The organism is Jatrophihabitans sp., assembly GCF_036000465.1.
Taxonomy (GTDB): domain Bacteria; phylum Actinomycetota; class Actinomycetes; order Mycobacteriales; family Jatrophihabitantaceae; genus Jatrophihabitans.
Genome location: NZ_DASYFV010000074.1, coordinates 1 through 20,981, shown reverse-complemented (window position 1 = coordinate 20,981; position 20,981 = coordinate 1). Strand labels below are relative to the sequence as shown.

Sequence of the window (20,981 nt, the reverse complement as noted above, 5' to 3'; positions counted from 1 at the left end):
CCCACGGCCGACCTCTTCACAGGGCGTGGACGAGATCGAGCGCCCGACCGAGGGTGGTCAGCCGGTCGGCCACCGTCTCCCCCGCCGGGTAGAGCCGCACCGTCGTGACCCCGGCGTCCTGCCACACGCGCAGGCGCTCGCGCACCATCTCCTCGGTGCCGATGAGCGTCGTGGCCAGCACCATCTCGTCGGTGACGAGCGCGGCCGCGTCGTCGTGGGCGCCGGCCTGCCACCGCCGGTGCACCTCGGCGGCGATGTCGGCCCAGCCCTGGCGGCTGTACGCGTCGTTGTAGAAGTTGGTGCTCGCCGACCCCATGCCGCCGAGGCTGAACGCGAGCTCCTTCTTGCGCCCCGCCACCATCGATCGCAGGTCGTTCTCGTCGCGGGCGAAGGCGACCTCGGCGCCCTGGCAGATGTCGAGGTCGGCGAGCGTGCGCCCGGTCGACGCCGCACCGTCGCGCAGCGGGTCGAAGTAGGCCGCCGCGCCTTCGGGCACGAAGCTCGTGCCGAGCCACCCGTCGGCCACCGCGCCGGTCAGCCGCAGCATGCGCGGCGACAGCGAGGCGATGTAGATCGGGATCCGGGCCGGCTCGATGTGCAGCCGCATCGGCCGGGCCTCGCCGCCCGGCAGCGGCACGTCGAACGCTTCGCCGTGGAAGTCGATCTTCGCGCCGGAGCAGGCCTGCCGGACGATCTCGATCGTCTCGCGCATGCGGGTGAGCGGCTTCGCGAAGGGCACGCCGTGCAGCCCTTCCATCACCTGGGGCCCGGAGCTGCCGAGCCCGAGCAGGAAGCGTCCCCCGGAGAGCTCGGCGAGGGTCAGCGCGGTCATGGCCACCGCGGCCGGCGTGCGCGACCCGACCTGGATGATGCCGCTGCCGAGCAGCAGGCGCTCGGTGCGGGCGGCGAGGTAGCCCAGCGGCGAGGGCGCGTCGGCGCCCCAGGCCTCGGCGACCCAGCAGACGTCGAGGCCGAGCCGTTCGGCCTCGAGCACGAAGTCGACGGTGTCGCGCCAGCCGCGGCCGAACTCGACCGTCGTCGCGGTGCGCATCAGCCCGACTCGGCGAGTCGCTTGATCTCCTCGAGGTTGGCTCGCATACCGGTGGCGAACTCCTTCATGCGCCGGGCCACGATGCGCTCCTCCTTGTCCGGCATGGAGCGGATCGCGAGGTGCAGCCCGGACGGACCGTAGCCGAGCTTGACCCACTGGCTCACCACGCAACCGGAGCCGTCGGGGCGGACGGTGAAGCGCCACGACGTGTTCGGCTCGTCCAGATCGCCGACGCACCAGGCGAACACGGCCGGCGGCTCGCACTCGGTGACGGTCGAGGTCGTCTGCCACTCACCGAAGTACTCGTTGCGGTTCGTGCCGACGAAGGTCCGGCCGACCGCGGGGCCGCCGTCGGGGTCGGACCAGTGGGCGTGGACGAGCTCCTCACTGGTGCGGGTGATCAGCGTGATGTCGGTGACGAGCGGCCAGACCTGCTCCGGCGTCGCCGCGACGTGGATCTGTTCCTCGGCCGTGGGCCGGTCCGCGTGGCGCATGCGCCCACTAGACCAGCCCCCTGGCGTCGGCCGCCAGTTCGCGCGGCCCGCGCGCCCCGCGGCCGCTATCGTCGGCCCATGCCGGATCGTCTGCACCTCCCCGGACGGGTCAGCCTCATCCGGCGCCGACCGCGGGCGCACCCGGAGTCGACGCGGCCCGACGACGGCCCGACGCGGACCTCGCGCTCCGGCGTCGTCGACAGCGCCGTCTACTGCGACGGCAAGCGGCAGTGCTCGCCCCGCACGCTGGCCGACACGTTCCAGTCGCTGCGCGACCAGCCCGACGGCATGGCCTGGATCGGGCTGTACCGCCCCGACGTCGACGAGCTGAACTCGCTGGCCAAGGAGTTCGACCTGCACCCGCTCGCGGTCGAGGACGCGATCAACGCCCACCAGCGCCCGAAGCTGGAGCGCTACGGCGACACCCTGTTCGTCGTGCTGCGCGCGGCCCGCTACCTCGACGATGTCGAGGAGGTCGAGTTCGGCGAGCTGCACGTGTTCATCGGCAAGGACTTCGTCATCACCGTCCGGCACGCCGAATCCCCCGACCTGTCGGTCGTGCGGCACCGTCTCGAGGACGACCCGGAGCTGCTGGCCAACGGCACCGAGGCGGTGCTCTACGCGATCCTCGACGCCGTCGTCGACGGCTACCTGCCCGTCGTCGCCGGCATCGAGAACGACGTCGACGAGATCGAGACCCAGGTGTTCGACGGCGACCCGGCGGTGTCGCGACGCATCTACGAGCTGTCCCGCGAGGTCGTCGACTTCCAGCGCGCGGCCTCACCGCTGACGGCGATGCTCGAGAGCCTGGCCGCCGGCTTCGACAAGTACGCCCGTCGACGAGGAGCTCCGCCGGCTGCTGCGCGACGTCGCCGACCACGTCACGCAGGTGACCGAACGCGTCGACGGCCTGCGGGTGCTGCTGCGCGACATCCTGCAGGTCAACTCCATCCTCGTGGCGCAGAAGCAGAACGAGGAGATGACGGCGCTCAGCCGCACCAGCAATGCGCAGAACGACGAGGTCAAGAAGATCTCGGCCTGGGCGGCGATCGGCTTCGCCCCGACCACGATCGCCTCGATCTACGGCATGAACTTCCACGGCATGCCCGAACTGTCCTGGGCGCTCGGCTACCCGTACGCGATCGGGCTCATGATCGTCACCGGCATCGTGCTCTACATCCTGTTCAAGCGGAGGGGCTGGATCTGACATGCAGGCCGACTCCGAGCCGGTGATCATCAGCGACGGCACCGCGCTCGAGGACTTCGACGTGCGCCCCTACTTCGACGGTGCGGGGGCGGTCCTCGCCGGCACCGCGAACGTCATCATGCAGCTCGCTCTCGCCCCGGTCGGCTACGGCGTGATCGAGAGCAAGGTCGAGAGCGGGCAGGTGATGAGGCACCCGTTCAAGCGGGCCCGCACCACGTTCACCTACCTCTCCGTCGCCATGCTCGGCACCGACGAGGACCGTGACGCCTACCGCGAGGCCGTCAACGGATCGCACCGCGCGGTGCGCTCGGACGCCGCCGGTCCGGTGAAGTACAACGCCTTCGACCCGGCGCTGCAGCTGTGGGTCGCCGCCTGCCTCTACTACGGCACCGTCGACATCGTCGAGCGCCTGCACGGGCCACTGCCCGAGGCGCAGGCCGACGCGCTCTACCGTTTCGGCGCGCGGTTCGGCACGACGCTGCAGGTGCGGCCGGAGATGTGGCCGACCGACCGCGCCGCCTTCGCCGCCTACTGGGACGAGACGCTCGCGACCCTGTCGATCGACGAGCCGGTGCGGCAGTACCTGCACGCGCTCATGACCGACCGGCACCTGCCGCGGCTGCTGCGCAGCCCCCGGTTCACCGCCTGGGTGACGACCGGCTTCCTGCCGCAGCCGTTCCGCGACCAGATGGGACTGACCTGGAGCGACGCCGACCAGCGCCGGTTCGACACGTTCCTGCGCCGGACGGGCGCGGTGCTGCGACGCCTGCCCCTGCCGCTGCGCAACGTGCCGTTCAACGTGCTGCTCCGGGACATGCGGCGTCGGCGTCGCGTCGGGCGTCCGCTCGTCTGAATCAGGCCTTCACGACGAGGGTCCCGGCCATCGCCGGGTGGTAGTTGCAGCGGAAGGGGTAGCTGCCCGGCGTGGCGGGCGCGGTGAAGGTGCCGGTGCCACCGTCGGCCGGGATGTTGCCGGTGTCGAACTTCTTCGTCTTCTTGTCGGTGAGCGTGTGCGCGACGCCGTCGTCGTTCGTGACGGTCACCCTCGCGCCGGGCTTCACGGTGAGCGCACCCGAGTAGCCGTAGCCCCTGATCGTGATCGTCGGCCCGCCCGGGGTAGCGGCCGAGCTGCCGGTGCGCGCCGGCGGCGAGGACGACGAACTGCACGCGGTGAAGGTGAGCAGGGCGGCGAGCACGCCGGCTGCGACGGGGCTTCGCATCATGCCCGGTACACGCACTCAGGCCGCGGATGGTTCACTCGCGCGGTGACTGCGCCATGAGCCCGATCGTGCGCGTGGTGGTGGGCGCGGTCGTGCTCCTTGCCATCACCGGCGTTGCGCTGACGCTCGCCGGCGTCCGCGCGCACCGCGCCGTGGCGATCGCGGCCCTGCGTGCGGCCGCCCAACTGACCCTCGTCGCCCTTGCCCTGCGCGGGGTGTTCGCCGCGCCGCTCGCGGTCGTCGCGGTCATCGCCGTCATGTTCTCGGTGGTCGTCTGGACGGCCTGGGGCCGCCTGCGCGGCCACGCCGACGCCCTGCGCTCGGTGGCCGTCTCGTGCGGCGCCGGCGCCGCGGTCGCGATCGGCGTGATCGTCGGGCTGCCCGTGCTGACGCGGGACGTGCGCACTCTGGTCGCCGTCTCCGGCATCGTCCTCGGCGGCACCATGACCGCCGCCACCCTGACCGGTCGGCGCATCGCCGACGGGCTGCGGCTGCGCCGGCCCGAGGTCGAGGCCTGGCTCTCCCTCGGCGCCACCCCGCGCCAGGCCGTGCGGGACATCGCCCGGGGCGCGGTCTTCGAGGCGCTCGTGCCCGCCCTCGACCAGACCCGGACCGTCGGGCTCGTGTCGCTGCCCGGCGCGTTCGTCGGCGCGTTGCTCGGTGGGGTCAGCGCGGCCACCGCCGCCCGGTTCCAGATCGTCGTGCTCGTCGGCCTGCTGTGCGCCGAGGCGATCACCGCCACGATCCTGGCCCACCTCATCGGCGCGCCGGCCGTGCTCCCCGACTGATCAGCCACGCGCACCACTCGTCCACCCCGTCGCCGGTGCGGGCGCTCGTCCCGATCGTCGCGACGCGCGGATTGACCGCGCGCAGGTTGGCCCGGAACAGCTCGAGGTCGAAGTCCAGGTGCGGCAGCAGGTCGATCTTGTTGATCAGCACGAGGTCGGCCGAGCGGAACATGACCGGGTACTTGAGCGGCTTCTCCTCCCCCTCGGTGATCGAGTACACCATCGCGCGGGCGTGCTCGCCGACGTCGAACTCGGCCGGGCAGACGAGGTTGCCGACGTTCTCGATCAGCACGAGGTCGAGATCGGCCAGCGGCAGGCGAGGCAGCGCCGAGCGCACCATCGGGGCGTCCAGGTGGCACTCGCCGCCGAAGCCGTTGCCGGTGTTGACCAGGGCGATCTCGGCGCCGAACCCGGCCAGCCGGTCGGCGTCCAGGCTGGTCTCGATGTCGCCCTCGACGACGCCGATCCGGGTGACGCCGGCGAGGCGGACGAGGGTCTCGCGCAGCAGCGCGGTCTTGCCCGCACCGGGCGAGGACATCAGGTTCACCGACCACACCCCGGCGGCCGCGAGGTCGGCCCGGTTCGCCGCGGCGAGCCGGTCGTTCTCGTCGAAGATCCGCTCGAGCACCTCGACGCGCTCGATGCCGGTGGCGTACCCGGAGTGGTCGTCGTGGCTGTGTGCCGGGCCGTCGTCGTGGCGGTGGAACCGTCCCATGGGTCAGGTCTCCACGAGGTCCATCGCCGTGATCAGGAACTCCTCGCCGGACTCCACCTCGCAGGACGCGCCGTCGCAGGCCGCACAGCCGAAGTCCGGGAAGTCACCCATGGCGCTCACGTGGCCGCAGTCGGGGCAGCGGAGCCGGGCCGGCACACGGTCGACGACGAGCTCGGCGCCGTCGAGGTCGGTGCCGGCGCTGGTCATCGACCAGCAGTACACCAACGTGTCGGGCACGACCTGCCGCAGCTCGCCGATCCGCAGGTGGACGCGGACCACCCGACGCTCGGCCGCGGTGCGCCGGACGATGTCGGCGATCGATCGGCACAGGGCCAGCTCGTGCACGTCTCTACCGGGGCGTGGTCTCGCCGGCCTCGACGGCCGCCCGCTGCCACGCGTCGCCGAACTCGGTGTCGAGCTCGCCCATCGAGGCGAAGACGGCGAGGGTCTCCAGGGCCGATTGCTCGTCGAGGCGCTGGAGCGCGAACCCGACGTGCACGATCGTGTACTCGCCCACCTCGAGATCCGGGACGAACTGGAGGCATACCTCCTTCTCGATGCCGCCGAAGTCGATCGTCGCCATGCGAGTGCCGTCCTGGTCCCAGACGGCCACGACCCTGCCGGGCACCGCGAGACACATGCGCTTCTCCTCCGCCGCCGACCTCGGTAGGGCCAGACGCTACTCCCGCGGCGCCCCGACGAGGGGCGCGAACTCGAGCAGCCGATCGGTCGTGATCGCGTCGACGCCGAGGTCGCGCAGATCGCGGGCGCGCCCGGCGTCGTTCACCGTCCAGGCGACGACGGGACGGCTCATCCGGTGCAGGGCTGCGACCGTTCCGGCCGTGAGCAGCGAGTGCCGCACCGAGACCGCGTCGTCGGCCCCGTCGCCGTCGCAGGCGGCGCTCAGGTCGGCCGGGGTCTTCAGCGTGCGCCACGTCCGGAAGCCGGCCGCCCGGTAGCGCGCGAGGTCGTCGGCGTCGTCGGTGCTGACCCGGAACCGGTCGCGCTGCGGCAGCCGCTCGGCGAGCGCGTCGACCAGCCTCGCCCGACGCCGCGGGTCGGTCTCCTTCGGGTCGAGCAGGATCAGCCGGTCGTCGGGCACCCGCGCGACGACGTCGTCGAGGTCGGGGTCGAACGGCGGGCCGCCCCGCCAGCGGAAGCGGCGGCCGTCGTGCTCGAACCAGCCCCGGACGCGGAGGAACGGCAGGAAGTGCGAGGCGACCACGCGATCGTCGCGGAGCTGGACGTCGACCTCGAAGCACCAGGCCCCGGCGGCCGCGAACGCGGCGCAGGCGTCAGGCGTGCGCGGGGTGCGGTGGGCGACGAGCAGCATCCCGTCCGAGTATGGATCAGTTGTGGTGGGCGAGCACGACGTGCCCGGAGCTGTCGCACGTCTCGGCGAAGCCGAGGCCGCGGAGCAGGGCCCGCCCGGCCGTGTTCGTGGACTTGACGGTGATGGTGACCGGGCGGCGACCGGCGTCGGCGAGCACGTCGCGCAGGACGGCGGTGGCCAGACCGTGTCGGCGGTGGCCGCGGCTGATGGTCAGGTCGATCACGCGCACCTCGGGCCCGGCGACGTCGACCACGAGCCGGCCGACGTCGGTGCCGTCGGCGACCAGGATCTCGTGGGTTGCGCCCGGGTACTCGGCGGCGATGAGACACCGCTCGGCGTGGACCTGCATCTCGACCACGGTGTCGCGCACATCGCTCGGCATGAGGAGCAGGTCGTCGCGGGTGTCGGCGAGCATCTGCCGGACCAGCCGGCTGTCGGCCGCGCCGGCGAAGCGGCGCTCGATGTGGTGCGGCATCGGCTGCGGTGCTGCGGTCATCGGGGAACCTCCGTGATCAGATGCGCCCCGTCGCAAACTTACACTCACTTCACTTCAGACTAACACCGATTTCACATTGAGGGCAACCGTGGGCGTCGCTCCTTCAGAGGGAACTGAGATCGAGATCGGCCAGGATTAGAACCTCGACCCGCCGGAAGGACCGACGATGGCGCTCGCGCCCATGCTCACCGCAGTCACCGATGAGGCCATCGGCAAGACCCGCCGCGCCGACCCGGTGCTGCCCACCAGTGGCGGGCCCGCGGGCAACGCCCGGCTCACAGCCTGGACCGGTCTGGTCCTGCTGGTGCTGATCGCGATCGAGACCGTCACCGCCCTCGACGTGCGCGGCCTCATCAGCTGGCACATCGTGGTCGGCACGCTGCTGGTGCCGGTCGCCCTGCTCAAGACCGCGTCGACCGGATGGCGCCTCGTGCGCTACTACCTGCACAAGGACGTCTACGTGACCGCCGGGCCGCCGCCGATGCTGCTGCGCCTGCTCGGCCCGCTCGTCGTCGTCTCCACCCTGGGCGTGCTCGGCACCGGCCTCGCCCTCATCGCGATGGGCCCGACCTCGGGACGCAACCCGTTCTTCCTCGGCCTCGACATGCTGACCCTGCACCAGGGCAGCTTCATCGTCTTCGGCGTCGCGACCGGGCTGCACGTGCTCGGCCGCCTCGTCCCGGCCTGGCGGCTGGTGAGCGGCCGGGTCGAGCGCACCGTGGCCGAGCACAGCGCGGTGCCCGGTGGCAAGGCCCGGGTCGTCGCGCTGCTCGTCACCCTCGTCGCGGCGGCGGTCACCGCCGCGCTGGTGCTCGGCGCCTCGACGAGCTGGCGCAAGGACCGCGGCGGATTCGACCACTTCCGCTCCGACCGCAACGAGGGCGCCCCGGCGGTCCCCGGCGGCTGAGCACCACCACGGGCGCTACCGTGTCCCTCGCCGTCAGCCCACCGACCCGAGGAGACGACGTCATCGATCCCGAGCAGGCGCTGCCGCTCACCGGCGAGCGCACCGTGCCCGGTATCACCGAGGAGAACTACTGGTTCCGCCGTCACGAGGCGGCCTACGAGTGGGCCGCGCCACTGGCGGCCGGCCGGCGGGTGCTCGAGGTCGGCTGCGGTGAGGGCTACGGCACGGCGATGCTCGCGGGGGCGGCCGCGGCGGTGCTGGGCGTCGACTACGACGCGGCGGCGATCGCGCACGCCGGGCGGCGCTACCCCCAGGCCCGCTTCGTCCGGGCCAATCTCGCCGCCCTGCCGGCACCGTCGGGATCGTGCGATCTCGTCGTGACGCTGCAGGTGATCGAGCACGTCTGGAACCACCCCGAGTTCGTCGGCGAGTGCCGCCGGGTGCTCGGCCCCGACGGGCGGCTGCTCGTCACGACGCCGAACCGGCTGACGTTCTCCCCCGGGCAGGACACGCCCCTCAACCCGTTCCACACCGTCGAGTTCACCGGCGCCGAACTGGTGGCCCTGCTGCGCGCGGGCGGCTTCGACATCGACCTGCTGGCCGGTCTGCACGCCGGGCCGCGCCTCGCCGGGCTCGACGCCAGGCACGGCGGGTCCTTCGTCGGCGCCCAGATCAGCCGGCCCCCGGGCGAGTGGCCCGCCGTACTGCACACGGACGTCTCGTCGGTGACGACCGCCGACTTCGAGATCGTGGCCGACGGCGAGCGTCCGGTGGACGCGTCGCTCGACCTCGTCGTGCTGGCCCGGCCGGCCTGACCTTCAGTCGGCGTCGGCCGGAACCGGCAGGGGGCGGCCGAACCGGCCGGGCCGGCGCAGCACGGACAGCGTCAGCGGGATGCCGACAGCGAGGGCGATCGAGGCGAGGACCAGCCACCGCCCGGACGGGTCGTCGGCCCGCCCGTCGGCGTTGTCGACGAAGACGTGCGTGAGGCCCGGGCAGGCGACGTGGATCAGGCCGGTGTCCTGGGCGACGAACGTGGCGATGCGGTCCGTGGCCTTGCTGGTGTCGGACTCGAGCGCGAGCTGCAGCGGCGCCGGTGCCTGGTCCTGCTGGTTCGCCGTGCATTGCACCGACTTCAGCTGCCGCCCCTGCCCCGCGACCGTCAGCGCGCCGCCCGGCACGGCCAGGCTGTAGGTGTGGCCGGCGGTCACCTCGACGTAGGTCGGCGCCACCGCCCCCGGCGTGAAGGAGTGCGACTCGCCACCGGCGATCCAGCGCGAGACCACCCAGAACACGAGGCCGGCGAAGACGAGCACCAGGCCGGCAAAGGCCATCCGGGACGTCGCCGGGCGGGAGTCGGACACCCGAGCAGACTAGTGTGCGACGCCGTGCGGGTGCTGATGCTGTCCTGGGAGTACCCGCCCCTCGTCGTCGGCGGTCTCGGCCGGCACGTCGAGGCGCTGGCCCGGGCGCTGGCCGCGGCCGGGCACGACGTGCGCGTCGTGTGCCGGGGCGAGTCGGCCGGCGTGGTCGAGGAGGTGCGCGACGGCGTGCGCGTCGTCCGCGCCGCCGTCGACCCGATCGACATCGGCTTCACCATCGAGTCCCTGCTCGCCTGGTCGCAGGCCGGGGAGCACGCGCTCGTGCGGGCCGCGTTGCCGCTGCTGCCCGGGTGGCGGCCGGATGTCGTCCACGCCCACGACTGGCTCGTGGCCCAGGCGGGCATCACGCTGTCCGAGGTCGCCGGCGCACCGCTGGTGGCCACGCTGCACGCGACCGAGGCCGGGCGGCACCAGGGCTGGCTGCCCGAGCCGTTGAACCGGGCCATCCACTCGGTCGAGCGATGGCTGGCGAGCCGGGCCGACGCCGTCATCACGTGCTCGCAGACGATGCGGGCCGAGGTCGCCTCGCTCGGGCTCGCGCCCTCGTCGGTGGCGGTCGTGCCCAACGGCATCGAACCCGCCCGCTGGCGGCCGACGGCCCGTGAGCGCCGCGAGGCCCGGACCCGGTTCGCCGGCGAGGGGCCGGTGCTCGCCTTCGCCGGCCGGCTCGTCCACGAGAAGGGCGTGCAGACGCTGCTCCACGCCGTGCGGCCGCTCCGCGAGACCTGTCCGCAACTGCGTCTGGCGATCGCCGGCACCGGGGGGCACGAGGCCGAACTGCGCGCGATCGCCCGGCGGCAGCGGATCGCCCGGGCGGTCGACTGGCTCGGCTTCGTCCCCGAGACCGAGCTGCCGGCCGTGCTGGCCGCGGCCGACGTCGTCGTCGTCCCGTCGTTCTACGAACCGTTCGGCATCGTGGCCCTCGAGGCCGCGGCCGTCGCCACGCCGCTGGTGGTGGCCGAGACCGGCGGCCTGCGCGATCTCGTCGACGCCGGTCTCGTGGCCGGGTCGTTCCCGGCCGGCGACGTCGACGCCCTGGCGACGGCGGTCGGGAAGGTGCTGGCCGACCCGGCCACCGCCGAGCGCGACGCGGCCCGGTCGGCCCGCACCGTGCGACGCCGCTTCGGCTGGACGGCCGTGGCCACCCGCACCGTCGAGGTCTACGAGGGCGCGCGGCGGTCCTTCACCACGCGGGCCGGCACCCCGACGGCAACGCTGTAGGGCGGCAGGTCGCGGGTGACGACGGCGTTGGCACCGACGACCGCACCCTCGCCGATAACGACGCCGCGGGCGACGGTCGCCTTGGTGCCGATCCAGACGTCGGGCTCGATGCGCACACGCGACTTCGTGATGCCCTGGGTCATGATCGGCCGGTCGAGGTCGGCGAACTTGTGGTCGAAGTCGGAGATGTAGACGCTGTCGGCCATCAGCGCCGCCGCCCCGATCTCGACGTCGAGGTAGCAGTTGATCGACACGTCACGGCCGAGCACGCTCTTGTCGCCCAGGCTCAGCGTGCCCTCGTGGCAGCGCAGCGCGGTGCGCACCCCGAGGTGCACCCAGCGGCCGAGGATCATGCGGCCGTAGCCGCGGCGGCAGTACACCTCGACGCCGCGGTCCATGAACACGAAGCCGCGGGTGACGACGTGCGGGTTGGCGATCTTGAACCGCAGGAAGCGCCAGTACCGCACGAGGTACCACGGCGTGTACGCACGGTGGCGCACGATCCAGCGCAGCGAGGCGAGGGTGACGAAGCGGGGGCTCCTCATCGCGCCGGGATCACGACGCTGCAGCATCGTCCGCCCCGAGTCCGAGCGCGGCGGCCAACTCGCCCGGTGCCGCGCAGATCGGTTCGGCCCCGGCCGCGACGAGCTCGCCGGGAAGCCCGTAGCCCCAGGCCGCCCCGATGCAGCGGATGCCGTGCTCGCGTGCGCCGAAGACGTCGTGCTCGCGGTCACCGATCATGACCGCCTCCTGCGGGTCCACGTCGCCGAGGCGGCGCAGCACCTTGTCGATCACGAGCGCCTTAGTGCCGAGCGAACCGTCCTTCTCGTCGCCGCCGATCGTCTCGAAGTGATCGGCGAACCCGAGGTGCTCGACGATGGGGATCGCGTACGCCTCGGGCTTGCTGGTGGCCACCGCCATCCGCAGGCCGGACGCGCTCGCCCGCTCGAGCACCGCGCCGATGCCGTCGTAGGCGGTGGTGTCGAACATGCCGCCCGCGCCGTAGTGCTCGCGGTAGGCGCCGATGACGTCCCAGAGGTCGACGTCGCCGATCAGCGGAGGCAGCGAGTCGTAGAACGGCGGGCCGAGCAGCGCCTGCTCGGTCTCGGCGTCGAGCGGCGGCACGCCGTTGACCGCGAAGGCGTGCCGCAGCGCGGCGAGGATCCCCGGGGCGGAGTCCGACAGCGTGCCGTCGAGGTCGAAGAGGACGAGCTCGGTCACGTCGAGGGCTTCAGGCCGGTGATCTCGGCGTTGTAGAACAACCCCTTGGGCACGACCCGCTCGAGCCGGGCGTCGACGGCCGAGAGCCGCTGCCAGCCCTTGAGGGCGAAGGTGGCCCAGCGCAGGCCCAGCTTCTCGCGCGGCACCGCGCACTCGAAGGTGCGCACCGGCCACCCGAACCACGAGGCCAGCAGTTCCGAGGTCGCGACGTGGACCTGCACCGCGCCGGCCCGCTCGGCCGTCGCGGCGAGCTCGGCGGGCGGGAAGGTGTGGATGTCGACGACGGCCTCGAGCGCGGCGGCCCGGGACGACTCGTCGAGCTCGGCCTGCGGGCGACGCCACGCGGCCAGGTGCGGCAGCCGGGTGATGTTCGTGGCCGCCCACCAGGTGAGGCGGGACAGCCGTCGGGCCACGAAGTCGCCGTGCCGGGTGGGCTCGCCGGCAAAGACGAAACGCCCGCCGGGCTTGAGCACCCGCAGGATCTCGGCGAAGGCGGTGTCGAGATCGGGGATGTGGTGCAGCACCGCGTGCCCGATGACGACGTCGAAGGTGTCGTCGTCGTAGGGCAGCTGCTCGGCGTCGGCGACGCGACCCTCGACCTCGAAGCCGAGCGCGCGGGCGTTGCGCTGCGCGACCTCGACCATGCCAGGGCTGAGGTCGGTGACGTGCCCCTCGTCGATGACCGCGGCCAGCTTCAGGTTCAGCGTGAAGAAGCCCGTGCCGCAGCCGAGCTCGAGCGACTTCGCGTAGGGGTGGCCCGACGCGCCGGCCACGTGGGTGAACCGTTCGCGGGCGTAGGCGATGCAGCGCTCATCGAACGAGATCGACCACTTCTCGTCGTAGGTGCCGGCCTCCCAGTCGTGGTAGAGGATGTTGGCCAGCTTGGGATCGCTCCAGGCCGCCTCGACCTCCTCGGCGGTGGCGTTCGGGCGAGCCGCCGTCACTCGCCCGCCCCGGTGAAGACCGCCTTGCCCGGCCCGTTCTCGATGAACGACGTCATGCCGATGGTGCGGTCCTCGGTGGCGAACAGCGAGGCGAACAGGTGGGCCTCGAGCCGCAGCCCCGAGGCGAGGTCACCGTCGAGCCCGCCGTCGACGGCCGCCTTGGCCGCGGCCAGCGCGTGGGCCGGGCCCTTGGCGAACTTGGCCGCCATGGCGAGGGCGGTCGGGTAGACCTCGTCCTTCGGCACGACGACGTCGACGAGGCCGAGCTCGAGCGCCTCGTCGGCGGCCACGAAACGTCCGGTGTAGATGAGGTCCTTGGCCTTGGCCGGGCCGATGAGCCGCGGCAGGCGCTGGGTGCCGCCGGCGCCGGGGATGATGCCGAGCAGGATCTCGGGCTGGCCCCACTTGGCGTTGTCGGCGCTGACCCGGAAGTCGGCGGTGAGCGCGAGTTCGCAGCCGCCGCCGAGCGCGAAGCCGGTGACCGCCGCGATGACCGGCTTCGGGATGCGGGCCAGCGCATCGAGCGCCGAGGTGAGCCGGTGGGCGTCGCGCAGCATGTAGGCGTGGTCCTGGCCGGCGAACTCCTTCACGTCGGCACCGGCGGCGAACACCTTCTCGCCCCCGAACAGGACGACGGCGCGGACGGAGCCGTCGCTGCTCACCTGCTCGGCGGCGGCGCGCAACTCCTCCTGCATGGCCGTGTTGAGGGCGTTCATCGGTGGCCGGGTCAGCCGGATCGTCGCCACCCCGGACGGCGCGCCGTCCGATCCGTCACCGATCTCGACCTGTACCAACTCGCCCATTCCGGCCCCTCTCGTCCGCACCGACGGCCCCGTCGACAGCGGCCTGAGCCTACGGCGTGACCGCTGCGCGGGCGCGGGCGTACCAGCGGCCCTCGCGCCGCTCGACCTCGAGCGGGAGCCCGAACGTCTCCGACAGCGGCCCGGCGGTGAGCACGTCACGGGCCAGGCCCTGGGCCACGACGGTGCCGTCACGCAGCAGCATCGCGTGCGTGATGCCGGGCGGCAGCTCCTCGACGTGGTGGGTGACGAGCACCGACGCCGGGGCGTCGGGATCCTCGGCGAAGCGGGTCAGGCGGCGCAGCAGGTCCTCGCGGCCGCCGAGGTCCATGCCGGCCGCCGGCTCGTCGAGCAGCAGCAGTTCGGGGTCGGTCATGAGCGCGCGGGCGATCTGCACGCGCTGCTTCTCCCCCTGGCTGAGGGTGCCGTACGTGCGGGCGCCCAGCGCGCCGACGCCGACCCGTTCGAGCAGCCGGGCGGCGCGCCGGACGTCGAGGCGGCCGTAGGCCTCGCGCCAGCGCCCGAGCACCGAGTAGCCGGCGCTGACGACGACGTCGCTGACGGTCTCGCTGCCGGGGATGCGCTCGGCGAGCGCCGCGCTGGCCAGGCCGATCCGCGGTCGCAACTCGAAGACGTCGACGCGACCGAGCCGCTCGCCGAACACGTACGCCTCCCCCGATGTGGGGTGGATCGCCGCGGCGGCGATCTGCAGCAGGGTGGTCTTGCCCGCCCCGTTCGCGCCGAGGACGGCCCAGCGCTCGTCCACCTCGACCGTCCAGTTGATGCGGTCGAGAAGGAGCTTCGTCCCGCGTCGCACGGTCACATCGACGAACTGGAGGACTGCGTCGGGGTTCACTTCGGCCACGCGTCCATCAAAGCGCACCGGCGCCGCGCGGGGTTGGTGCCACCCGCACGGCGCCGGTCGTTGCTTCGGCGCTACCCGCCGGTCAGTCGGCCGGCCCAGTGGCCAGCGTCACCGACGCGGTGTGGGACGTGCCGTCGACGCTGGTCCAGGTGACCGACACCTTGGTGCCGGGGTCCTTGGCCGTGAGCACCGAACGCAGCGACTGCGGCGAGGTGACCTTCATGCCGTCGATCGCGGTGATGGTCGAGCCCTGGGCGATGCCGGCACGGGCCGCGGGACCGTCGGTGAGCAGGGCCGACACGCCCGCCCCCGCACCGCCCGCGCTCACCGTGCTGACCCCGAGGAAGCCCGGGTAGCCGATGTGGATCGCCGCGGTCTCGACGCCGCTCTCGATCTTGTCGGCGACCGACCTCGCGTTCTGGATCGCGATCGCGTAGGCCTCGGCCGCCGTGCCGGTGCGCAGGTTCGTCGACGCCGCGGTGTTCATGCCGACGATGTCGCCGGACGAGTCGTAGAGGGGGCCGCCGGAGTCGCCGGAGATGATCGGCGCGTTCGTCTGGATCAGGCGGGTGAGCTTCTCGGCGTCGCCGCCGCCCTCGTTGGAGGCGGTGATCGCCTGGTCGAGCGCGGTCACCGCACCGGTCGCCGAGGTCAGGGTGCCGGTGCCGCCCGCGTTGCCCACGCCGGTGACGGTGTCGCCCACCTTCACACCGGCGGCGGAGCCGGCGAACTTCGCGGTCTGCAGGCCCGACGCGTTGCGCAGCTTGATCACCGCGACGTCCTCGGTCGGGGCCGTGCCCACGACGTCGGCCCGGTAGGACCGGCCCGTGGTCTCGACGGTGACGGTGATGCTCGTCGCGCCGTTGACGACGTGGTTGTTGGTGAGGATCTCGCCGTCGGAGCTGAGCACCATGCCGGTGCCGGCGCCCTCGGCGTTCTGGTACTTCAGCACCGACACGACGGTGACGATGCCGACCTGCTGCCTGGCCGACGCGGTGCCGTTGCTCGTGCCACCGCCCGAGCCGGACGAGCCTCCGTTCGATCCGTCCGAGCCACCGGGGAACACCGGGACGTTGGGGGTGAGATCGGGGGCGGAATCGGCGGCGACGGAGCCGGACCCGGCGATGACGGTCGAGCCCGCGCCGCTGCCGGCGGCGTACCCGCCGGCGACGGCGAGCACCGCGGTCGCGGCGAGGGCTGCGTAGGCGTGTCTCGTTCTCATGGGCACCAATCAACCGTGGGCAGCCAAACGTCCCCTGAGTCCTACCCATGAGAAACCTGGGAGTGTCGGGCACCCCCACCCGGGTCGGTAAGGTCCGCTGCGTGCTGCCCGAGCAACTTACCGCTGCGCTCGCGGCCCGGATGCCGCTGGCGTGGCCCGGGCAGCCGTTCCCGCTCGGCGCCCACTGGGACGGCGAGGGCACCAACTTCGCCCTCTGGTCGACCACCGCGACCGCGGTCACGGTCTGCCTCTTCGACGGCAACGACGCCGAGACGCGCATCCCGCTCGACGACACGACGTACCACGTGTGGCACGGCTACCTGCCCGGCATCGGGCCGGGCCAGCGCTACGGCTTCCGGGTCGACGGCAGGTACGCGCCCGCCGAGGGCCTGTTCCACAACTCGCACAAGCTGCTGGTCGACCCGTACGCCCGCGCCATCGAGGGACGCTACGTCGACGACCCCAAGGTCTACCCCGGCAACGACCTCGACTCCGCGCCGTGCGTGCCGCGCTCGGTGGTCGTGCACGACGCGTTCCCGTGGGGCGACGATCACCGCCCGAACGTCGGATGGGACGACACGGTCATCTACGAGCTGCACGTGCGCGGGTTCACCCGGCAGCATCCCGGCATCCCGCCCGAGCTGCGCGGCACCTACTCCGGGCTGGCCCACCCGGCATCGATCGAGCACCTGCTCTCGCTCGGGATCACCGCGGTCGAGCTGATGCCGGTCCACCACTTCGTGTCCGAGGCGCACCTGCAGCAGCGGGGCGCGCGCAACTACTGGGGCTACAACACACTCGGGTTCTTCGCCCCCGACGCCGGTTTCGCGGCCCGCCAGGGCGACCAGGTGCGCGAGTTCAAGGCGATGGTCCGCGCGCTGCACAAGGCGGGCATCGAGGTGATCCTCGACGTGGTCTACAACCACACCGCCGAGGGCGGCCCGGACGGTCCGGTGCTGAGCTTCCGCGGCATCGACAACGGCTCGTACTACCGGCTGGCCACCGATGACCCGTCGCGCTACGTCGACTACACCGGCTGCGGCAACACCTTCGACCCGCGCCGGCCGTTCCCGCTGCAGCTGATCACCGACTCGCTGCGCTACTGGATCACCGAGATGCACGTCGACGGGTTCCGCTTCGACCTCGCGTCGGCGCTGGCCCGCTCGTTGCACGACGTCGACAAGCTGTCGTCGTTCTTCGACACGATCCACCAGGACCCGGTGATCTCGCAGGCCAAGCTCATCGCCGAGCCGTGGGACGTCGGCGCCGGCGGCTACCAGGTCGGCGAGTTCCCGCCGCTGTGGACGGAGTGGAACGGCAAGTACCGCGACACCGTGCGCTCGTTCTGGGCCCACGGCGCCGACGGCGTGCGCGACCTCGCGTACCGGCTCAGCGGCTCGTCCGACCTCTACGGCGACGACGGCCGGCTGCCCATCGCCTCGATCAACTTCGTCACCGCGCACGACGGCTTCACCATGCGCGACCTCGTGTCCTACGAGCACAAGCACAACGAGGCGAACGGCGAGGGCAATCGCGACGGCACGGACGACAACCGCTCCTACAACTGCGGGGCCGAGGGCGATCCGGCGGCGCCGTCGGTGGTCGCGCTGCGGCGGCGACAGGCGCGCAACCTGCTCACCACGCTGCTGCTGTCCACCGGGGCACCGATGCTCGTCGCCGGCGACGAGATGTGGCGCTCGCAGGGCGGCAACAACAACGCCTACATGCAGGACAACGCGATCTCCTGGCTCGACTGGTCCGGCGGCGAGGAGGCCGCGGACATGCTCGCGCTCGTGCGCCGGCTGGTGGCGCTACGGCGTCAGCACCCCGTCCTGCGGCAGAGCGCTTTCTTCGAGGGACGCGCGGTCGAGGGTGGCGACGGTTGTAAGGACCTCGCCTGGTTCCACCCGGCCGGGCGCGAGCTCTCCGACGGCGACTGGTTCGACGCCGGGCTGCGGTCGATCGGCATGTACCTCGACGGCCGCAAGCTGCGTCACCGCAGCCGCCGGGGCGAACCCATCGTCGACGAGTCGTTCCTCCTGTTGCTGCACTCGGGCGACGCCGACGGCACGTTCACGCTGCCGGGCGAGCCGTGGGCCGCGGCCTACGAGCCGGTGATCGACACCCGCGGGGTGAGCGGCGAGCCGGCCGACGCCACGCTGATCACCGCCGGCACGAAGATGGCGATGTCGCACCGCTCGGTGCTGCTGCTTCGCGTGCACCGGGCCTGAGCGTCCGGGCCTGAGCGTTCCGGGCCTGACAGACTGGCGCCATGCGCGCCCCCACCGAATGCTGGCTGTCCGACATGGACGGCGTCCTGGTCCGCGAGGAAGCCGCGCTGCCGGGTGCGGCCGAGTTCCTCGCCCGCCTCGTCGAGAAGGGCCGGCGCTTCCTCGTCCTCACCAACAACTCGATCTTCACGCCCCGCGACCTGTCGGCGCGCCTGGCCCGTTCGGGGCTGGACGTGCCCGAGACGTCGATCTGGACCTCGGCGCTGGCCACGGCGACGTTCCTGGCCGACCAGGTGCCGCACGGCTCGGCCTACGTCATCGGCGAGGCCGGCCTGACGACCGCGCTGCACCACGAGGGCTACACGCTCACCGACCGCGACCCCGACTTCGTGGTGCTGGGCGAGACGCGTACGTACTCCTTCGAGGCGATCACCCGGGCCATCCGGCTCATCGAGAACGGCGCCCGGTTCATCGCCACCAATCCCGACGTCACCGGGCCGTCCGAGGAGGGACCGCTGCCGGCCACCGGCTCGGTGGCGGCGTTGATCACCAAGGCGACCGGGCGCGACCCGTACTTCGTCGGCAAGCCCAACCCGATGATGCTGCGCAGCGCGATGAACCGCATCGAGGCGCATTCGGAGAACACCGTGATGATCGGCGACCGCATGGACACCGACATCGTCGCCGGCATCGAGGCGGGGCTCGACACCATGCTCGTACTCACCGGCTCGACCCGTCCGGCCGACATCGCCCGGTTCCCGTGGCGCCCGGGCCACGTGTTCGACTCGATCGCCGACGTCGTCGACCTCGTCTGATCCGGCAATGACATTGCCGTGACATCACTTTGATGTCATAGTGACTGCGCTTCGTCGGCGCGGTCCGAAGTCCTGTCGGTACCCCTCTCTAGGCTGGCGACGCACCGCGATACGCCCGAAAAGAGGGAGCTCCGTCGATGTCCGATGTCATCACCGCCGAGGGTCTGGTCAAGGTGTACGGCGAGGTCCGTGCCCTTGACGGCCTCGATCTCACCGTCCCCGAGGGCACCGTCCTCGGCCTGCTCGGCCCCAACGGGGCCGGCAAGACCACCGCCGTGCGGGTGCTCACCACCCTGCTGACCCCCGATGCCGGCACGGCCACCGTCGCCGGCCTCGACGTCGTCCGCCACCCGGCGCAGGTGCGCGGGCAGATCGGCCTCTCCGGCCAGTACGCCGCCGTCGACGAATACCTCACCGGGTACGAGAACCTCGACATGATCGGCCGCCTCTACGGGCTCGGTCGATCCGGCTCGCGTTCGCGGGCGCGTGAGCTGCTCGAGCGGTTCAGCCTGTCCGACGCCGGCGACCGGCCGGTGAAGACCTACTCCGGCGGCATGCGCCGCCGCCTCGACCTCGCCGGCGCGCTCGTCGCCTCGCCTCCGGTGCTGTTCCTCGACGAGCCGACCACCGGCCTCGACCCGCGCAGCCGCACCGAGATGTGGGAGGTCATCGTCGAGCTGGTGAAGGCCGGCACGACGCTGCTGCTCACCACGCAGTACCTCGAGGAGGCCGACCGCCTCGCCGATTGCATCGTCGTCATCGACCACGGCCGCTCGATCGCCGAGGGCACGGCCGACGAGCTCAAGGCCCAGGTCGGCGGCGAGCGGGTCGAGATCGTGGTGGCGTCGGGCTCCGATCTCCTGGCCACGCGCGACATCCTGTCCGAGCTCGCCGAAGGCACGGTGGACATCGACGACCACAAGCGGCGGGTCACCGGGCCGGTGTCCGGTGGATCGTCGGTGTTCATCGAGGCGCTGCGGCGCCTCGACACGGCCGGCATCGTCGTGCAGGACGTCGCACTGCGCCGCCCCACGCTCGACGACGTCTTCCTCAGCCTGACCGGCCACGCCGCCGAGATCGCCGATCCAGCGACCGATTCCGACCGGTCCGACCAGGCGACCGAGTCCCTCGCGGAGGTGACCCGATGACCACTCTCGTCGAATCCACGTCCCGTCCGGCGCCCCGGCCGGTCAGCCGGTTGAAGGTCTTCGTCGACGGCGCCACCGTCGCGAAGCGCAACCTCATCAAGATCAAGCGGGTGCCCGATCTGCTGGTCTTCTCGACCATCTCGCCGATCATGTTCATCCTGCTGTTCGCCTACGTCTTCGGCAGCGCGATCCCGGTGCCCGGCGTCGGTTACCGCGAGTTCCTGATCCCGGGCATCTTCGCCCAGACGGTGATCTTCGGCTCGACGCTCACCGGCGCCGGCCTGGCCGAGGACATGCAGAAGGGCATCATCGACCGGTTCCGGTCGCTGCCGATGTCGCGCTCGGCCGTGCTCGTCGGCCGCACCACCAGCGACGTGCTGAACAACGTGCTAGTCGTCGTGATCATGTCCGTGACCGGCCTGCTGGTGGGCTGGCGCATCCGGTCCTCGGTCGGCGAGGCGATCGTCGGGTTCCTGCTGCTGCTGGCCTTCGCCTACGCGATGTCGTGGATCATGGCGGTCGTCGGGCTCATCGTGCCCAGCCCCGAGGTGGTCAACAACGCCTCGTTCGTGGTGATCTTCCCGCTGACGTTCATCGCCAACACCTTCGTGCCGACCAAGAACTTCCCGAGCGTGTTGCGGACGATCGCCGACTGGAACCCGGTGTCGTCGGTGACCCAGGCATCGCGCCAGCTGTTCGGCAACACCGGTACGGCGAAGCTGCCGACCCACCCCTGGTCACTGCATCACCCGATCATCTACACACTGCTGTGGATCATCGGTCTGCTCGTGGTGTTCGTGCCGCTGGCGGTGCGGCAGTACAAGCGGGCGGCCAGCCGCTGACGTTCGGGACGGGCCGGCGCCGCGGATCAGCCGACCCGCGGCGTCACCACGCGCATCGTCTCCGGCTTGACGGTGAAGG

24 protein-coding genes and 1 pseudogene are annotated in these 20,981 nt (G+C 72.0%); 10 read left to right on the top strand and 15 right to left on the bottom strand.

Annotated elements, in window-relative coordinates; all coding sequences use genetic code 11:
• Positions 1–16 precede the first annotated feature (16 nt).
• Both VGN18_RS19990 and VGN18_RS19985 read right to left on the bottom strand, forming a co-directional pair.
• Positions 17–1,051 (bottom strand): LLM class flavin-dependent oxidoreductase, encoded by a 1,035-nt coding sequence (locus tag VGN18_RS19990; protein ID WP_327541487.1) that lies wholly within the window; start codon positions 1,049–1,051, stop codon positions 17–19.
• Positions 1,051–1,545: an SRPBCC family protein gene (locus VGN18_RS19985; RefSeq protein WP_327541486.1), complete on the bottom strand. Its 495-nt coding sequence runs from the start codon at positions 1,543–1,545 to the stop codon at positions 1,051–1,053. The genes VGN18_RS19990 and VGN18_RS19985 overlap by 1 nt, the downstream gene beginning before the upstream one ends.
• 78 nt (positions 1,546–1,623) lie before the next feature.
• Between VGN18_RS19985 and VGN18_RS19980 the strand changes: the two are divergent.
• Both VGN18_RS19980 and VGN18_RS19975 read left to right on the top strand, forming a co-directional pair.
• A pseudogene (locus VGN18_RS19980) lies at positions 1,624–2,752 on the top strand (magnesium and cobalt transport protein CorA).
• Between the two features lies 1 nt (position 2,753).
• Positions 2,754–3,605: an oxygenase MpaB family protein gene (locus VGN18_RS19975; protein ID WP_327541484.1), complete on the top strand. Its 852-nt coding sequence runs from the start codon at positions 2,754–2,756 to the stop codon at positions 3,603–3,605.
• A gap of 1 nt (position 3,606) precedes the next feature.
• Here VGN18_RS19975 and VGN18_RS19970 read toward each other — a convergent pair whose 3' ends face one another.
• Positions 3,607–3,975: a cupredoxin domain-containing protein gene (locus tag VGN18_RS19970; protein WP_327541483.1), complete on the bottom strand. Its 369-nt coding sequence runs from the start codon at positions 3,973–3,975 to the stop codon at positions 3,607–3,609.
• Between the two features lie 53 nt (positions 3,976–4,028).
• On the opposite strand from VGN18_RS19970, the gene VGN18_RS19965 reads away from it, so the two are divergent.
• On the top strand, positions 4,029–4,760 hold the full coding sequence (locus tag VGN18_RS19965; protein WP_327541482.1) for an ABC transporter permease: 732 nt from the start codon (positions 4,029–4,031) through the stop codon (positions 4,758–4,760).
• Here VGN18_RS19965 and hypB read toward each other — a convergent pair.
• The 5 genes from hypB to VGN18_RS19940 are packed head-to-tail and all read right to left on the bottom strand — an operon-like array spanning position 4,729 to position 7,304.
• Complete coding sequence (gene hypB, locus VGN18_RS19960; RefSeq protein ID WP_327541481.1) at positions 4,729–5,475, bottom strand: hydrogenase nickel incorporation protein HypB; 747 nt, start codon at positions 5,473–5,475, stop codon at positions 4,729–4,731. The two genes, VGN18_RS19965 and hypB, sit on opposite strands and share 32 nt — an antisense overlap.
• 3 nt (positions 5,476–5,478) lie before the next feature.
• On the bottom strand, positions 5,479–5,820 hold the full coding sequence (locus tag VGN18_RS19955) for a hydrogenase maturation nickel metallochaperone HypA (RefSeq protein WP_327541480.1): 342 nt from the start codon (positions 5,818–5,820) through the stop codon (positions 5,479–5,481).
• A 4-nt stretch (positions 5,821–5,824) separates the two neighbouring features.
• Positions 5,825–6,115 (bottom strand): HypC/HybG/HupF family hydrogenase formation chaperone, encoded by a 291-nt coding sequence (locus VGN18_RS19950; protein ID WP_327541479.1) that lies wholly within the window; start codon positions 6,113–6,115, stop codon positions 5,825–5,827.
• A 39-nt stretch (positions 6,116–6,154) separates the two neighbouring features.
• Positions 6,155–6,808, bottom strand: a complete 654-nt coding sequence (locus VGN18_RS19945; protein WP_327541478.1) for a glycerophosphodiester phosphodiesterase — start codon at positions 6,806–6,808, stop codon at positions 6,155–6,157.
• A gap of 16 nt (positions 6,809–6,824) precedes the next feature.
• Positions 6,825–7,304 (bottom strand): GNAT family N-acetyltransferase, encoded by a 480-nt coding sequence (locus tag VGN18_RS19940; RefSeq protein ID WP_327541477.1) that lies wholly within the window; start codon positions 7,302–7,304, stop codon positions 6,825–6,827.
• Between the two features lie 166 nt (positions 7,305–7,470).
• Here VGN18_RS19940 and VGN18_RS19935 point away from each other — a divergent pair, with 166 nt between their 5' ends.
• Complete coding sequence (locus VGN18_RS19935) at positions 7,471–8,211, top strand: hypothetical protein (RefSeq protein ID WP_327541476.1); 741 nt, start codon at positions 7,471–7,473, stop codon at positions 8,209–8,211.
• Between the two features lie 20 nt (positions 8,212–8,231).
• Complete coding sequence (locus tag VGN18_RS19930) at positions 8,232–9,026, top strand: class I SAM-dependent methyltransferase (protein WP_327541475.1); 795 nt, start codon at positions 8,232–8,234, stop codon at positions 9,024–9,026.
• 3 nt (positions 9,027–9,029) lie between these two features.
• Here VGN18_RS19930 and VGN18_RS19925 read toward each other — a convergent pair whose 3' ends face one another.
• Positions 9,030–9,575 carry a hypothetical protein gene (locus VGN18_RS19925; protein ID WP_327541474.1) on the bottom strand — a complete coding sequence of 182 codons (546 nt, stop codon included), beginning with the start codon at positions 9,573–9,575 and terminating at the stop codon, positions 9,030–9,032.
• Between the two features lie 24 nt (positions 9,576–9,599).
• Here VGN18_RS19925 and VGN18_RS19920 point away from each other — a divergent pair, with 24 nt between their 5' ends.
• Positions 9,600–10,814 carry a glycosyltransferase family 4 protein gene (locus VGN18_RS19920; RefSeq protein ID WP_327541473.1) on the top strand — a complete coding sequence of 405 codons (1,215 nt, stop codon included), beginning with the start codon at positions 9,600–9,602 and terminating at the stop codon, positions 10,812–10,814.
• Here the strand turns inward: VGN18_RS19920 and VGN18_RS19915 are convergent.
• Genes VGN18_RS19915 through VGN18_RS19890 form a run of 6 tightly spaced genes read right to left on the bottom strand, consistent with a single transcriptional unit; the run spans position 10,754 to position 15,866 of the window.
• A complete protein-coding gene (locus VGN18_RS19915; protein ID WP_327541472.1) occupies positions 10,754–11,359 on the bottom strand; it encodes an acyltransferase in 606 nt (201 codons plus the stop codon). The genes VGN18_RS19920 and VGN18_RS19915 overlap by 61 nt on opposite strands.
• Before the next feature lie 10 nt (positions 11,360–11,369).
• Complete coding sequence (locus VGN18_RS19910; protein WP_327541471.1) at positions 11,370–12,035, bottom strand: HAD hydrolase-like protein; 666 nt, start codon at positions 12,033–12,035, stop codon at positions 11,370–11,372.
• Positions 12,032–12,979 carry a class I SAM-dependent methyltransferase gene (locus VGN18_RS19905; protein ID WP_327541470.1) on the bottom strand — a complete coding sequence of 316 codons (948 nt, stop codon included), beginning with the start codon at positions 12,977–12,979 and terminating at the stop codon, positions 12,032–12,034. Before VGN18_RS19905 ends, VGN18_RS19910 begins: the two co-directional genes overlap by 4 nt.
• A complete protein-coding gene (locus VGN18_RS19900; protein WP_327541469.1) occupies positions 12,976–13,782 on the bottom strand; it encodes an enoyl-CoA hydratase/isomerase family protein in 807 nt (268 codons plus the stop codon). The genes VGN18_RS19905 and VGN18_RS19900 overlap by 4 nt, the downstream gene beginning before the upstream one ends.
• A gap of 49 nt (positions 13,783–13,831) precedes the next feature.
• The gene (locus VGN18_RS19895) at positions 13,832–14,743 is read right to left on the bottom strand and encodes an ABC transporter ATP-binding protein (protein WP_414655078.1); all 912 of its coding nucleotides are present in this window, start codon (positions 14,741–14,743) and stop codon (positions 13,832–13,834) included.
• Positions 14,727–15,866 carry a S1C family serine protease gene (locus VGN18_RS19890; RefSeq protein ID WP_327541467.1) on the bottom strand — a complete coding sequence of 380 codons (1,140 nt, stop codon included), beginning with the start codon at positions 15,864–15,866 and terminating at the stop codon, positions 14,727–14,729. The genes VGN18_RS19895 and VGN18_RS19890 overlap by 17 nt, the downstream gene beginning before the upstream one ends.
• A gap of 47 nt (positions 15,867–15,913) precedes the next feature.
• Between VGN18_RS19890 and glgX the strand changes: the two genes are divergently transcribed.
• The 4 genes from glgX to VGN18_RS19870 all read left to right on the top strand — a co-directional run bounded on the left by glgX (position 15,914) and on the right by VGN18_RS19870 (position 20,902).
• Positions 15,914–18,097: a glycogen debranching protein GlgX gene (gene glgX, locus VGN18_RS19885; protein WP_327541466.1), complete on the top strand. Its 2,184-nt coding sequence runs from the start codon at positions 15,914–15,916 to the stop codon at positions 18,095–18,097.
• A 41-nt stretch (positions 18,098–18,138) separates the two neighbouring features.
• Positions 18,139–18,912: an HAD-IIA family hydrolase gene (locus VGN18_RS19880; RefSeq protein WP_327541465.1), complete on the top strand. Its 774-nt coding sequence runs from the start codon at positions 18,139–18,141 to the stop codon at positions 18,910–18,912.
• Between the two features lie 137 nt (positions 18,913–19,049).
• Positions 19,050–20,060 carry an ATP-binding cassette domain-containing protein gene (locus tag VGN18_RS19875; RefSeq protein WP_327541464.1) on the top strand — a complete coding sequence of 337 codons (1,011 nt, stop codon included), beginning with the start codon at positions 19,050–19,052 and terminating at the stop codon, positions 20,058–20,060.
• Entirely contained in the window at positions 20,057–20,902 is an 846-nt protein-coding gene (locus VGN18_RS19870; protein WP_327541463.1) for an ABC transporter permease, read from the top strand. The genes VGN18_RS19875 and VGN18_RS19870 overlap by 4 nt, the downstream gene beginning before the upstream one ends.
• Positions 20,903–20,981: the final 79 nt, after the last annotated feature.